Source organism: Bradyrhizobium sp. WYCCWR 12699 (assembly GCF_032144035.1).
Classification (GTDB): Bacteria; Pseudomonadota; Alphaproteobacteria; order Rhizobiales; family Xanthobacteraceae; genus Bradyrhizobium.
Genome location: NZ_JAVTJN010000030.1, coordinates 749690 through 763346 on the forward strand (window position 1 = coordinate 749690; position 13657 = coordinate 763346).

At 65.8% G+C, this 13657-nt stretch carries 16 protein-coding genes; 6 read left to right on the forward strand and 10 right to left on the reverse strand.

Annotated elements, in window-relative coordinates; genetic code table 11:
• Position 1: 1 nt before the first annotated feature.
• Both RPS27_RS14275 and RPS27_RS14280 read right to left on the reverse strand, forming a co-directional pair.
• Positions 2 to 778, reverse strand: coding sequence for a tetratricopeptide repeat protein (locus RPS27_RS14275; RefSeq protein ID WP_313754079.1), 777 nt, complete (start codon positions 776 to 778; stop codon positions 2 to 4).
• 80 nt (positions 779 to 858) lie between these two features.
• Positions 859 to 1104 carry a PilZ domain-containing protein gene (locus RPS27_RS14280; RefSeq protein ID WP_011083489.1) on the reverse strand — a complete coding sequence of 82 codons (246 nt, stop codon included), beginning with the start codon at positions 1102 to 1104 and terminating at the stop codon, positions 859 to 861.
• Between the two features lie 229 nt (positions 1105 to 1333).
• Between RPS27_RS14280 and RPS27_RS14285 the strand changes: the two genes are divergently transcribed.
• From RPS27_RS14285 to RPS27_RS14305, 5 genes are all read left to right on the forward strand, one after another.
• Positions 1334 to 2872 carry a YifB family Mg chelatase-like AAA ATPase gene (locus tag RPS27_RS14285; protein WP_313754080.1) on the forward strand — a complete coding sequence of 513 codons (1539 nt, stop codon included), beginning with the start codon at positions 1334 to 1336 and terminating at the stop codon, positions 2870 to 2872.
• A 109-nt stretch (positions 2873 to 2981) separates the two neighbouring features.
• Positions 2982 to 3449: a hypothetical protein gene (locus RPS27_RS14290; RefSeq protein WP_212064746.1), complete on the forward strand. Its 468-nt coding sequence runs from the start codon at positions 2982 to 2984 to the stop codon at positions 3447 to 3449.
• Between the two features lie 116 nt (positions 3450 to 3565).
• The gene (locus RPS27_RS14295) at positions 3566 to 5791 is read left to right on the forward strand and encodes a PAS domain-containing hybrid sensor histidine kinase/response regulator (RefSeq protein ID WP_212064744.1); all 2226 of its coding nucleotides are present in this window, start codon (positions 3566 to 3568) and stop codon (positions 5789 to 5791) included.
• Positions 5792 to 5896: 105 nt separating this feature from the next.
• Entirely contained in the window at positions 5897 to 6526 is a 630-nt protein-coding gene (locus RPS27_RS14300) for a histidine phosphatase family protein (protein WP_212064742.1), read from the forward strand.
• 125 nt (positions 6527 to 6651) lie between these two features.
• Positions 6652 to 7710 (forward strand): AI-2E family transporter, encoded by a 1059-nt coding sequence (locus RPS27_RS14305; protein ID WP_212064741.1) that lies wholly within the window; start codon positions 6652 to 6654, stop codon positions 7708 to 7710.
• Between the two features lie 4 nt (positions 7711 to 7714).
• On the opposite strand, the gene RPS27_RS14310 is transcribed toward RPS27_RS14305, so the two are convergent.
• From RPS27_RS14310 to hisB, 8 genes are all read right to left on the reverse strand, one after another.
• A complete protein-coding gene (locus RPS27_RS14310) occupies positions 7715 to 7954 on the reverse strand; it encodes a hypothetical protein (protein ID WP_212064739.1) in 240 nt (79 codons plus the stop codon).
• Positions 7955 to 8056: 102 nt separating this feature from the next.
• On the reverse strand, positions 8057 to 9013 hold the full coding sequence (coaA, locus tag RPS27_RS14315; RefSeq protein ID WP_211415213.1) for a type I pantothenate kinase: 957 nt from the start codon (positions 9011 to 9013) through the stop codon (positions 8057 to 8059).
• Between the two features lie 27 nt (positions 9014 to 9040).
• The gene (locus RPS27_RS14320; protein WP_212064737.1) at positions 9041 to 9367 is read right to left on the reverse strand and encodes a phosphoribosyl-ATP diphosphatase; all 327 of its coding nucleotides are present in this window, start codon (positions 9365 to 9367) and stop codon (positions 9041 to 9043) included.
• A gap of 89 nt (positions 9368 to 9456) precedes the next feature.
• Entirely contained in the window at positions 9457 to 10230 is a 774-nt protein-coding gene (gene hisF / locus RPS27_RS14325; RefSeq protein ID WP_027561669.1) for an imidazole glycerol phosphate synthase subunit HisF, read from the reverse strand.
• Between the two features lie 10 nt (positions 10231 to 10240).
• Positions 10241 to 10978: a 1-(5-phosphoribosyl)-5-[(5-phosphoribosylamino)methylideneamino]imidazole-4-carboxamide isomerase gene (gene hisA, locus RPS27_RS14330; protein WP_313754081.1), complete on the reverse strand. Its 738-nt coding sequence runs from the start codon at positions 10976 to 10978 to the stop codon at positions 10241 to 10243.
• A complete protein-coding gene (gene hisH / locus RPS27_RS14335) occupies positions 10975 to 11625 on the reverse strand; it encodes an imidazole glycerol phosphate synthase subunit HisH (RefSeq protein WP_194405256.1) in 651 nt (216 codons plus the stop codon). Before hisH ends, hisA begins: the two co-directional genes overlap by 4 nt.
• Positions 11622 to 12152 carry a DUF2628 domain-containing protein gene (locus RPS27_RS14340; RefSeq protein WP_194405257.1) on the reverse strand — a complete coding sequence of 177 codons (531 nt, stop codon included), beginning with the start codon at positions 12150 to 12152 and terminating at the stop codon, positions 11622 to 11624. The genes hisH and RPS27_RS14340 overlap by 4 nt, the downstream gene beginning before the upstream one ends.
• A 58-nt stretch (positions 12153 to 12210) precedes the next feature.
• Positions 12211 to 12804: an imidazoleglycerol-phosphate dehydratase HisB gene (hisB, locus tag RPS27_RS14345; RefSeq protein ID WP_211415210.1), complete on the reverse strand. Its 594-nt coding sequence runs from the start codon at positions 12802 to 12804 to the stop codon at positions 12211 to 12213.
• Between the two features lie 193 nt (positions 12805 to 12997).
• Between hisB and hslV the strand changes: the two genes are divergently transcribed.
• Positions 12998 to 13558 carry an ATP-dependent protease subunit HslV gene (gene hslV / locus RPS27_RS14350; protein WP_194405259.1) on the forward strand — a complete coding sequence of 187 codons (561 nt, stop codon included), beginning with the start codon at positions 12998 to 13000 and terminating at the stop codon, positions 13556 to 13558.
• The last annotated feature ends 99 nt before the right edge of the window (positions 13559 to 13657 follow it).

A 13657-nucleotide genomic window follows, 5' to 3' on the forward strand; every position in this document is an offset into this window, starting at 1 on the left:
GCTACTTCTCGGCCCGTTGCTGCTGCTTCTTCGCCAGCAGCTGGCGCAGCGCCGTGACCTTTTCCGCCGCCTGATCCGGCGGCAAATCCGCCTTGACGAGGATTTCGGCCTCGGCCTGGCGTCCCTGCAATCCCAGCACGAGGGCGAGGTTGGCACGGATCCGCACGTCTTTCTGATTGCGCTGATGGGCGCGGCCGAGCACCTGTTCGGCCCGCGGCAACTTGTTCTGCAGCATGTAGGACAGGCCGAGATTGGACAGAACCTGCGGCTCATCAGGCACGATCTTCAGCGCGCTTGCGTAATATTGCTGCGCCTCTTCATTGCGGCCGAGCTGATCGAGCGCGGCGCCCTGCGCCGATAATATCCGCCAGTCGGGATCTTCAGGCGTATGCGCGCGGCTGAGGACGTCGAAGGCCTGCTGAAAATTGCCGCTGTCGGCAAGCGCACGGCCATAGCCGGCGAGCAGCGCCTTGTTGCTGGGATGGGCGAGCACGGCCTGCTCCAGCACCGCGACCGCCTGCGCGCGCTGGCCGGTCTCGCGCAGCGCCTTGCCGTATTCGAGCGCAATGGCGGGATCGCTGGGCTTGGCGCGGTAACGCTCGCGAAGCGCGTCCATCTCCGGCCTGGCGTCGGCTTTGGCGGCGGACTCCTGCTTGCCGCCGAGCGCCCCGGTGACATCCTCGATGCCAGTGGTCTGACAGCCGCCGAGGCCGAGCACCAGGAGGGCGGGAAGCAGCAATCTCGCCGGGGGGAAGGCGAGGGACGAACGCTTGGACATACTCTGATCACTCGGCAACTGATCAGAGATGCTTACCGATTAACGCTAAAGTCCCGTTAAGGACGAAGGGCCCTTGCGTCTCAATCGGTGAATTCAGCGCCGAACTCGCAACCGATGCGCCAGCGCAGGCGGCACTGCCGGGAATAGTCGGGCGCGAAGATGATGGTGAATTGCGGCGGCACTTCCAGAAACTCCGCCACGACCTTCACGCCGCCATCCGAGATATCCGTGATCGTGCAGTCCCGCGGCAGCGAGCCCGCGCCAAAATGGATCTTGGCGAGCCGGCTGCACACCCGACGTTCGCTTCTCCGGCGATTTGCAAGCATTTGAATTGTTCACCCGTTAGACCACGGCCCATCCCGCGGCCCTAGGAGTAACGGACATTCGTTGGAATGTGCTGAGGGGAGAAGCTCGCATTTGAGGCGGTGTGTCGGCTTGGCGTTTACGATCGGTTAGGGGTTGCTCGCCCTCCTCGAATGTTCCTGTATTGTTCTTGCGGAGAGGGCCAAGCTCTGCTACCCCTAATTGTGCGAGAGGGGGCAGGCTGGTTTGAGCATGGTTCAGCGGGTTTCCACCGTCGCCTTTGAGGGGATCGAGGCCCGCGCGGTCGACGTGCAGGTCCAGGTCGCGCCTGGATTGCCGGCCTTCGCCATCGTCGGCCTGCCGGACAAGGCGGTGTCGGAGGCGCGCGAGCGGGTGCGTTCGGCACTGATCGCCTCGGGGCTGGCGTTGCCGGCGCGGCGGATCATCGTCAATCTGGCGCCGGCCGACCTTCCCAAGGAAGGCAGCCATTACGACCTTCCGATCGCGCTCGGCCTGATGGCGGCGATCGGGGCGATCCCGCCGGATGCGCTGACGGGCTTCACCGTGCTCGGCGAGCTCGGCCTCGACGGCTCGATCGCACCCGTGGCCGGCGTTCTGCCCGCCGCGATCGGCGCCAATATGCGCGAGGAAGGGCTGATCTGTCCGGCCTCCTGCGGCTCCGAAGCGGCGTGGGCGAGCCCGGACATCCCGATCATCGCAGCCCACTCGCTGATCCAGATCGCCAACCATTTCAAAGGCACGCAGGTGCTGTCGCGGCCCTTGCCGAAGGTGCACGAGCCTGCTGCGTCCACGCTCGACCTGCGCGACATCAAGGGTCAGGAAAGCGCCAAGCGGGCGCTGGAGATCGCGGCGGCCGGCGGGCATCACCTGCTCATGATCGGCGCGCCCGGCGCCGGCAAGTCGATGCTGGCCGCGCGCCTGCCCTCGATCCTGCCGCCGCTGTCGCCGGGCGAGCTGCTCGAGGTCTCGATGATCGCCTCCGTTGCCGGCGAGATCGAAGGCGGCGCGCTGACGGCGCGGCGGCCGTTCCGCTCGCCGCATCATTCCGCCAGCATGGCCGCGCTTACCGGCGGCGGCATACGCGCCAAGCCCGGCGAGATCTCGCTGGCGCATCAGGGCGTGCTGTTCCTCGACGAGCTGCCCGAATTCGATCCGCGCGTGCTGGATTCGCTGCGCCAGCCGCTGGAGAACGGCGAGGTCGCGGTGTCGCGCGCCAATCACCGCGTCACCTACCCTGCCCGCTTCATGCTGGTCGCGGCGATGAATCCGTGCCGCTGCGGCAACGCGTTCGAGCCCGGCTATGCCTGCAAGCGCGGCCGCATCGACCGCTGCACCGGCGACTACCAGGCGCGCATCTCGGGCCCGCTGATGGACCGCATCGATCTGCGCATCGAAGTGCCGGCCGTGACCGCGGCCGATCTGATCCTGCCGCCGCCGGCGGAAGGCTCAGCCGAGGTCGCGGCGCGCGTGGCGGCGGCGCGCGACATCCAGCTCGCGCGTTACGCGGATGCCGGCCTGCCCAACGTCCGCACCAATGCCGAGGCGCCCGCCTCGGTGCTGGAGGAGATCGCCAAGCCGGATGCGCAAGGCGCAAAACTGCTACGCGACGCCGCCGAGACGATGCGGCTGTCGGCGCGCGGCTATCACCGCGTGCTGCGGGTGGCGCGCACGCTGGCCGACCTCGATCATGCCGACAAGGTCGGCCGGCTGCATCTCGCCGAAGCGCTGTCCTATCGCGCACTCGCGGAGGATGTGCGGCAGCTGGCTTGATCATTCCGCGCATCAACCCGGCGGTAACGAGTTTCCTTTACGCTCTGCAAACCATAAGGCCCGCTGATTTCGGTTTCGAGTTCCCCGAGGGCCCGGCGAGTAGAGTGTCATGTTGCGTTTCAAGATCCTGGCCTCGGTTGTTCCCCTGTTGGCGGCGGCGGTGTTTGCCCGCGCCGAGATCGGATCGGTCTCGCATCCCTGCATCGCCCTCGGCGACACCTCGGTCGAGCTGACGTCGCTGTTCTGGACCGCCGGCGTGCATGTCGCCTTCACCGATGATCCGGAACGGGCCACGGTCCGGGTGCAAGTCACCGACGATGCCGACGCGGCGGACTTCACCGTGGTGGACGACGGCCTCGGTTCCGAGCCGGATTCCTGCCAGGCCAATCCCTCCTCGCGCCTCGTCTCGATTGCCGCGCAGCCCGTCGATGGCGGCCAGGTGATCTATCTCTCCACCGAAGGGCCGGCGGACTACCGCATCTATGTGCGTTCGAAGTCGTTCACGCAGCGCGAGGCGGCGGCGCTGATCGTCGGCGCCCGCGGCAGCCATCGCCATCTCCAGGCCGCCTCGCTCTGAGGGGTTAACACCTCATCAACCCTGTTTGGAGGCAGCAGCAAAGCCTCAAACTGTTCGCAAGGTCGAGGCGACATCGTCGCACGCGGCGGCGGGTTTGAGACAAAGGTCGGTTGGCGATGGGTCGGACGTTCCGGATCAAGGTGCGCATGCGCCGTTTCAGGCGACAGCACCCCCGCATCGCCTTCGCGATCCGCTCCTTCATGATCTTCTCGGCGACCTTCGGCGGCGCCTATGGTTTCGTCTCCGGCAGCCGGTCGGAAAACTCCGGCTACGATCCCCATGCCTTCGCGATCGGCGCGAGCCTGCTGTTCGCGATCGCCTGCCTCGGCCTTGCGACGCTCAGCATGCGCCTGCGCTTCGTGGCCAAGCGGCTGCGGAGCCTCGCCGCCCACAACGAAACCCTGATCGACCGCAATTGGGAGCTGAAGGAAGCGGAAGAACGCGCCCGCAGCCTGTTCGAGCAGCAGGGCGATCTCATCGTGCTGCGCGCGACCGACGGCCGCATCACCTTTGCCAACGAGGCCTATTGCGCGCTCGCGGGACAAAAGCGCAGCGCGCTGGTCGGCACGCGTTTTGATTTCGACGTGCTGGAGCAGGGCGACAGCGCGCGCGAGAGCAACGGCACGCGTATTCACGACCAGAAGATCGCAACCCCGCTCGGCGCGCGCTGGATCGCCTGGCGCGAGGGTTATGTCCGCCTCGATGCCGGCCAGCCCGCCGAATTGCAGAGCGTGGGGCGCGACGTCACCGACCGCACCGAAACCGAGCGCGCCTTGTCCGACGCGCGCGACCAGGCCGACGCCGCCAACCGCGCCAAATCGCGCTTCCTCGCGATGGCCTCGCACGAGATCCGCACGCCGCTCAACGGCATCATCGGCATGGGCGGGCTCCTGCTCGACACCAATCTGACGCCGGAGCAGGCAACCTATGCCAAAGCGGTCAAGACCTCGGGCGAGGCCTTGATGGCGCTGATCGAGGAATTGCTCGACTATTCCAAGATCGAAGCGGGCAAGCTCGATCTCGAGCAGCGTCCCTTCGCGCTCTCGGTCCTGGTCGAGGAGATCACCGAGCTGCTGGCGCCGCGCGCGCAGGCAAAGTCGCTCGAGATCGCGGCCTATGTCGACGAGCGGCTGCCGCTGGAAGTGGTCGGCGACGCCGCGCGGCTGCGCCAGGTGCTGCTCAACCTCGCCGGCAACGCCATCAAGTTCACGGGCAGCGGCGGCGTCGCGCTGATCGTCGAGCCCGGCATCTGGCCGAACGAGATCAGCTTCCTGGTCCGCGACACCGGCATCGGCATTGCGCCGGCAGCGCAGCAGCGCATCTTCCGCGAATTCGAGCAGGCCGACGAGCGCATCGCCCGCACCTATGGCGGCACCGGGCTCGGGCTTGCCATCAGCGAACGCATCGTCAGGCGCATGGGCGGCCGGATCACGCTCGAAAGCGAGCCGGGCAAGGGCTCGACCTTCGAGATCGCGGTGCCGCTTCCGCCGTCGCAAGCCCGCGCGGGACAGACGGCCTTTCCGAGCCCCGACCTCGCCGGCAAGTCGATCCTGCTCGTCGCCGACGGCATCGAAGCCTCGCTGATTGCGCGGCGCCTGGAGCGCTGGGGCGGCCAGACCTGCATGGTTGCGGACGCCGCCGTCGCCGAAGCGCTGCTGCCCGAGCGCTCATGGCACGTCGTGCTGATCGATCGCGCGATCGGCCCTGAATTGGCCGACCAGCTGGGCGACATGGCCCGCGCGCATGCGCCGCAGCGCCTCGTCCTGCTGACGTCGAGCTCGCGCCATGAAAAGTTGTCGCCGGCCTTCACCGGCTTTCTGGTGAAGCCGCTGCGGGCGGCCTCGCTCGCCGCGCGCCTTTCGCTGACGCCGGAGGTCGCCTCGCCCGATCTCGCGCCGGAACCACCGGCTGAAGCTAAGGGCGGGCCACAAGCAAAGGGCCTGTCGATCCTCGTCGCAGAGGACAACGAGATCAACGCGCTGTTGATGCGCTCGCTGCTGACGAAGCTCGGCCATCGCGTCGTGATCGCCGTGCACGGCGAGGCCGCGCTGGAATCCTGGCTTGCAGCGTCATCGGCCGGTACCCCCTATGATCTCGTGCTGATGGATATCCAGATGCCGCAGCTCGACGGCATCGAGGCGACGAAGCGGATCCGCGCGCATGAGGCCGCCACGGGCAGCCACCACACGCCGATCCTCGCGCTCACCGCCAATACGCTGGTGGAGGATCGCTATGCCTGCTTCGAAGCCGGCATGACCGGCTTTCTGATCAAGCCGCTCGATCGCGACAAGCTCGACGAGGCGCTGGCAGGGCTCGCGGCCGCGCGGCGGCTGGCCGTCTGATCGGGAACCTCGCGGGAACCCGGGTCGGTCAGCATTCCATAATTGAAGTCGAGCGGTTTGCGCGTCACCATCCTCGGGGGGCATTTGCAATCGAGGATTTTGCGCATGAACGTGCTTTGCCGCCTCACATTGATTGTCCTGCTCGCCGGCTTCTCCCGACACGCCGCGGCCGATACGCCTGATCTCATCGCCTCGCTCAAGCAAGGCGGCTACGTGCTGATCTTCCGGCACACCGCCACCGACGACAGCCAAAAGGACGTCTATCCCTTCAAGTTCGACGATATGAGCGCGCAGCGCCAGCTCAGCGACAAGGGCAGGGACATGGCGCGCCAGATCGGGGCGGCAATCAAGGAGCTCGCGATCCCGATCGGCGATGTCTACACCAGCCGGCTGAACCGCGCGATCGAGGCCGGCAAGCTGATCTCCGGCCACGAGGTCAAGCCGGTCGATGCGCTGACGGACAGCAGCAATGCCAGCGCGTCGGGAATGGCAAACCCGACCGGTGCCAATGCCAAGGCGGGACAGGCCGTGCGTCAACTCGTCGATGCGCCGCCGAAAGCCGGCACCAACACGTTCCTGATCACCCACAAGACAAACATCGCCGATGCCTTCGGCAAGGAGGCCGGCGACGTGCAGGAAGGCGAAGCCTTCGTTTACAAGGCCGGTGGCTCCGGCCCCGCCACCTTTGCGGGGCGCATCAAGATCGCTGATTGGACCGCGAAGACCGGCAAGTGACAGGCCGCATCCATCCGGCCGGCGGCGCGACGGAGGCGGGGCGTGACTTGCGACCGTGACTTGCCGCTCCGCCTCGGTCCTGTGCTAGCAAAGTCCGGTAAGGTGCGACTGGAGGCCGGCGACACGTGAGAACATCGGAAGACCGCTCATTCCTCGTCTGGCTCGGCGCGATCACCCTCGTGTTCGGCTGGCTGCTTTGGCCGTTCTCCGGCGCGGTGTTGTGGGCCACGCTGCTGGCGATCATCTTCGCGCCGGTCTATCGACGCTGCCTGGAAATGTTTCCGGAATGGCGCAACCTTGCTGCGCTCTCCACCGTCATCGTGGTGGTCGTCATGGTCCTGATCCCCGTCGGGATCGTGATCGCGTCGCTCATCGACCAGGGCGGCGAGCTCTACCAGCGCGTTCAGACCGGCGAGATCAATCTGGCTCATCCCCTGCAGCAGCTGAAAGCCGCGCTGCCGGATTGGGCCGCCTCCATATCGGATCGCCTGGCCGGCATCGATCTGACCGCACTGAAGGAACGCCTGTCGAGCCTGGTGGTGCCGGCCGGCCAGCAGCTCGCCGGGCATGCGATCAACCTCGGCCAATTGACGCTGGAGTTCGTCGCGAGCCTGCTCGTGATGCTGTACCTGCTGTTCTTCTTCCTGCGCGACGGCGACGAGCTGAACCTGCGCATCCGCGACGCGCTGCCGCTGCGCGCGAGCCAAACCGTCGAGATCCTGGACGCGTTCACGCTGGCGGTTCGCGGGACGATCAAGGGCATCATCCTGGTTGCGATGATCCAGGGCGCCCTGGGCGGGCTGATCTTCTGGCTGCTCGGCCTGACCGCGCCGCTGCTGGCGGGCGCCATCATGGCGCTGCTTTCGCTTCTGCCCGTGCTCGGCTCCGCCCTCGTCTGGGCGCCAGCCGGACTCTATTTGCTTGTGGCCGGCTCGGTCACGAAGGGGCTCATCCTGCTCGCTTTCGGAACCTTCGTGATCGGTCTTGCCGACAATTTTCTGCGTCCTGTCCTGGTCGGCCAGTCGATCCGGATGCCCAGCTACGTCGTGCTGCTCGCCACGCTCGGCGGCCTTGCAACCTTTGGCGCGAACGGCTTCGTCATCGGCCCGCTTGTCGCCGCGATGTTCCTGACGGCATGGCAGATCTTCATCGGTTCAAGAGAGCGGCAGCAGATCCGCAAGTGACCCGTTACGCGGCGTGCGCCATAAAACGTGGCGCGGAGAGCCTCTCGGGCGGCCCCGGAGTTCCCTTGAAGACGGTGTCCGCCTGCGCGGCGCGCTTGCAATGCGGGCAGACGAAGAGGTGCGCGATGATCGGAACCGGCTCGTCCGCGAGCAGTTCGGATCGCCACCATCTCATCTCGATATGGCAATCCGGGCAGGTCGGTGCTTCCAGATGCTCGGCGGCGCTTCTGAGACGATCAACCATGGAGCCCTCGCATTTCGAAGGTCATAGCCGAATACCGCTTGCCGGTCTGCAACAAAAGACACTTTTTGCCCGAACAGACCAGCGCCTGCTCAACCGACGCGATCACAGCCGCCTGAGCGCCACGCTCTCCACCGTGTGGTCGGCGCCCTTCTTCAGGATCAGCGTCGCGCGGGGGCGGGTCGGCAGGATGTTGTCCTCGAGATTGGCGAGGTTGGTGCGCTCCCAGATCGCGATCGCGGTCGCGGTGGCTTCATCGTCCGACAGCAGCGCATAGCGGTTGAAGTACGACTTTGGATTGGTGAACGCGGTGTCGCGCAGCGCCAGGAAGCGCTTGATGTACCATTGCCGCAGCGCCGCCTCGTCGGCGTCGATATAGACCGAGAAATCGAAGAAGTCGGAGACCACGGGCACCGCCTTGCCGTCCCGCGGCAGCTTGCCGGTCTGCAGCACGTTGACGCCCTCGACGATCAGGATGTCGGGCTGGTCGATCTCGGCCCACTGGTTCGGCACGATGTCGTAGGTCAGATGCGAATAGACCGGCGCGCGCACATGACGCCGGCCGGACTTGATATCGGAGAGGAAGCTGAGCAGCAGCGGCAGGTCGTAGCTTTCAGGGAAACCCTTCTTCTGCATGATGCCCTGCCTATCGAGCACCGCGTTGGGATAGAGAAACCCGTCGGTGGTGATCAGCTCGACCTTCGGACGCGGTGACCAGCGCGCCAGCAGCGCCTGGAGCACGCGGGCCGTGGTGGATTTCCCGACGGCGACCGATCCGGCGACGCCGATGATGTAGGGTACCTTGCGGTCGCGGATGTTGAGGAACTGGCGCTCGGCGTAATACAGGCGCTGCATCGCATCGACGTAGATCGAGAGCAGGCGCGACAGTGGAAGGTAGATGTCCTCGACCTCCTGAAGGTCGAGGCGGTCGTGCAGTGAGCGCAGCCGGTCGAACTCGCCCGGCTCCAGCGTCATCGGCGTGTCGTCGCGCAGTCGCGACCACTCTTCGCGCGTATAAACGCGGTACGGATTATACTGCTGCTCGGGTGCGCGGATATCCATGACGCGACCTTTCCGTTGAGAGCCTGACTAGCTGCCGCTCTTGCGTGACGCTTTCTCTTCCAACCCAGACATATTCGTCCGCTTGTCCAGCGCCGCCTCGACGTCCTCCAGCTTTACGCCGCGGGCCTTGAGCAAGACAAGGAAGTGATAGAGCAGGTCGGCACTTTCAGCGATCAGATGCGCGCGATCGTTTTCGACTGCTGCGATTACGGTTTCGACTGCTTCCTCACCGAACTTCTTTGCGCAATGCTCGGCGCCCTTGTCGAGGAGCTTGCGGGTATAGGACGCCTCGCCGCCGGCCGCCGCGCGGGCGTCGATGGTCTCGGCCAGATCGTGGATCGTGAAACGCGGCATCGGACTTACTCGAAAACACGCTTGGCAGCAGACTTGGCTACGGAGGCCATCCCCGCTACCTCATGTAGCACTTTTACGAACGGGAGTCGTCAGGCATCGAGGCGCATCGCCAGTCCGCGGCGGGCCATGTGCTCCTTGGCTTCGCGGATGGTGAATTCCCCGAAATGGAAGATCGAGGCCGCCAGCACAGCCGTGGCGTGTCCATCGCGGATGCCGTCGACGAGATGGTCGAGATTGCCGACGCCGCCCGAGGCGATCACCGGGACGGGCACGCTGTCGGCGATCGCCCGGGTCAGCGGGATGTCGAATCCTTGCCTCGTGCCATCGCGGTCCATCGAGGTGAGCAGGATTTCGCCGGCGCCGAGCGAGACCACTTCCTGGGCATATTCGATCGCATCGATGCCGGTCGAGTTGCGGCCGCCATGGGTAAAGATCTCCCAGCGGTCACCGCCCGGGCGCTTGACCCGCTTGGCGTCGATCGCGACCACGACGCACTGCTCGCCGAATTTCTCGGCCGCTTCCTTGACGAACTCGCGCCGCGATACCGCGGCGCTGTTGATCGAGACCTTGTCGGCTCCCGCGCGCAGCAGCGTCTTGATGTCGTTGACCTCGCGCACGCCGCCACCGACGGTGACGGGCATGAAACAGGCTTCCGCGGTGCGGCGGACCACGTCGAGCATGATGCCGCGGTTTTCGTGAGTGGCGGTGATGTCGAGGAAGGTGAGCTCGTCGGCGCCGGCGGCGTCATAGGCAATGGCGGCCTCGACGGGATCGCCGGCATCGCGCAGGTCGACGAAGTTGACACCCTTGACGACGCGGCCGTCCTTGACGTCGAGGCAGGGGATCACGCGCACCTTGAACATGTGTCGGCTCCTAGGCGGTGCGCGCGTTGCGGATCAAGGTGAGGGCGGCCGCGGGATCGAGCCGGCCGTCGTAAAGCGCGCGGCCCGCAATCGCGCCGGCGAGCTTTTTCGCGCGCGGCGTCAGCATCGCCTTGACGTCCTCGATCGAGGCGAGGCCGCCCGAGGCGATCACGGGAATCGAGATGGCATCGGCAAGCGCAATGGTCGCATCGAGGTTCAGGCCCTTGAGCAGGCCGTCGCGCGCGATGTCGGTGAAGATGATCGCGGCGACGCCGGCATCCTCGAACCGCTTGGCGATCTCCAGCACCGTGACCTGCGAAGTCTCGGCCCAGCCTTCGACCGCGACCTTGCCGTCGCGCGCATCGAGCCCGACCGCGACGCGGCCGGGGAATGTCTTCGCGGCGGATTTCACCAATTCCGGATCGCGCACCGCCGCCGTGCCGATGATGACGCGGGTGATGCCCTTGTCGAGCCAGGCCTCGACGGTCTTGAGATCGCGAATGCCGCCGCCGAGCTGCACCGGAATCTTGATCGTCTTCAGCATCGCCTCGACGGCCTCGGCATTCACCGGCTTGCCGGCGAAGGCGCCGTCGAGGTCGACGACGTGCAGATACTCAAAGCCCTGCTCGACAAAGCTCTGCGCCTGCGCGGCCGGATTGAGGTTGAACACGGTCACGCGCGCCATGTCGCCTTGCTCGAGGCGCACGCATTGGCCGTTCTTGAGGTCGATCGCGGGAAAGAGAATCACGGCTTCCATCGCAAAAAGTTCGAGATCAGAGCGAGGCCGAAGCGCTGGCTCTTCTCGGGGTGAAACTGCGTGCCGATGGCGGTGTCCTTGCCGACGATCGCGGTGACAGGCCCACCGTAATCGGCGCGCGCGAGCACGTCCGCCTCGTTGGCGGCGTTGAGGTGATAGGAGTGCACGAAATAAGCGTGCTGGCCCTTGGGGCCGAGCGGCAGCTTGTTCAGCACCGGATGCTCCCTGAGCACCTCCAGCGTATTCCAGCCCATGTGCGGGATCTTCAGGCTCTCGTCGCGCGGCGTGATCTTCTCGACGTCGCCGCCGATCCAGTTCAAGCCTTCGGTGACGACATGCTCCTTGCCGCGGCTCGCCATCAGCTGCATGCCGACGCAGATGCCGAAGAACGGGCGCGCCTTGACGCGCACCGCTTCGGTGATCGCCTCGACCATGCCGTTGACGGCATCGAGCCCGCGGCGGCAATCGGCGAAGGCGCCGACGCCGGGCAGCACCAGGCGGTCGGCTTCGTAAGCTTGGTCCGGATCGCTGGTAACAAAGACCTTTTGCGGGTTCTCCAGGCTGCGCGCGGCGCGCTCGAAGGCCTTCGCGGCGGAATGCAGATTGCCGGAACCGTAATCGATGATGGCGACGCTCATCTTGACCCTCCCGGTTCTGGAAACAATCCAATGATGCCGCCGGCCGGAATCGGCGGCGGGTTCGAGAATGGCTGACCCGGCACGCTGCGGGTCGGCGGCGGGCCGCCGCGATCGACGGCCCATTGATCATTGACGATGCCGTGCTGGGATTTGCTCCAGCGCTCGAAGAAGCGGCGCTCGGCCGTGTCCTCGTCGTCGGCAACCACCACGTCGAGCTGCCGCCAATTGCCGCGCGACAGCGTCCAGCGGCGCAGGCTCGCAGCCTCAAGACCCATCAAGAGGGCGACGATGAGGTCGGCGAAGAAGATCGACGAGCGTCCGACGCCGAGGCTCGACAGCCCCGCATTGAACGCGGCGACGAAGATCAGATAGCCGATCAGCGCCAGCCACAGCCTGTTCCACAGCAGCCAGAGCGGTCCGAAGATCATCGCCCAGAAATGAAAGCCGTCGCGCACGAACACGAATTTGTCGGTCGCGCGCAGATCGGCTCCGGCAGGGGAGGGAGCGTGAACTGTGTAGACAGGCATGGTGATGCCCCGTTCCTCGGAATTCAGTGATAGGCGGCGTGTGCCGCCGGCCCGAATGTCAGCCGCCGAGCGAGCCCTTGGTGGACGGGATCTCGCCCACAGCCTTCGGATCGATCGCGACCGCCGTGCGCAGCGCCCGCGCCAGACCCTTGAAGCAGGACTCGGCGATATGGTGGCTGTTATCGCCATATAGGGTCTCGACGTGGAGAGTCACGCCGGCGTTCATGGCGAAGGCCTGGAACCACTCGCGCACCAGCTCGGTGTCGAACTCACCGATCTTGTCGCGGGGGAAGTCGGCCTTGAACACCAGGAACGGACGGCCCGAGATGTCGATGACCACGCGCGACAGCGTCTCGTCCATGGGCATGTGCACGCCGGCATAGCGGGTGATGCCCGCCATGTTGCCGAGCGCCTGCCTGACCGCCTGGCCGAGCGCGATGCCGGTGTCTTCGGTGGTATGGTGATAATCAATGTGCAGGTCGCCCACCGCCTTGACCGTGAGGTCGATGCGGGAATGGCGGGCGAGGAGATCGAGCATATGGTCGAAAAAGCCGATGCCGGTCGCGATATTGGCCACGCCGGTGCCATCGAGGTTCACGGTGACCTCGATGTCGGTTTCCTTGGTCTTGCGCTTGATCGTCGCGGTGCGCATTGAAAACTGGCTTTCATCCTAGCTAGGGAGCCGAAAACGCCAGTCTAATAACAGCCAAATGCCCCCTTCGCTACTGCGGGAACGGCCGGCTGGCCCTCTACTTCTGCCTATGGTGAGCGAAATTCGGCCCGGAACGGCCCGTTGTGCCCCGGTTGTCGACCGCCTAAATCAGGCCGGACAACGAGGATCATTCATGCAGGATTCCCAGAACAGCTCCCCGGGCTGGCACGGCACCACGATTTTGACGGTCCGCAAGGGCGGCAAGGTGGTGGTCGGCGGCGACGGCCAGGTCTCGATCGGCCAGACCGTGATCAAGTCCAACGCCAAGAAGGTCCGAAAGCTCGGCAAGGGCGACGTGATCGGCGGCTTTGCCGGCGCGACCGCCGACGCCTTCACCCTGTTCGAGCGGCTGGAGGCCAAGCTCGAGCAATATCCGGGGCAGCTGACCCGGGCGGCGGTGGAACTGGCCAAGGACTGGCGCACCGACCGCTATCTGCGGCGGCTGGAGGCCATGATGATCGTGGCCGACAAGGACGTCTCCCTGGTGCTCACAGGCACCGGCGACGTGCTGGAGCCCGAAGCCGGCGTGATGGCGATCGGCTCCGGCGGCAATTACGCGCTGGCGGCGGCACGGGCCCTGCTCGACACCGACAAGGACGCCGAAACCATCGTCCGCCGCTCCATGGACATCGCCGCGGATATTTGCGTCTACACGAACCGCAATCTGACCATCGAGAGCCTGGCGACAGGGTAGGGCGGAGGGTCATTTGTCCGAAAGCCTATCCACATGCACGGTGCAACCTCTCCCGCTTGCGGCGGAGGTCGGCGCGAAGCGCCGGGTGGGGGCTTTCTC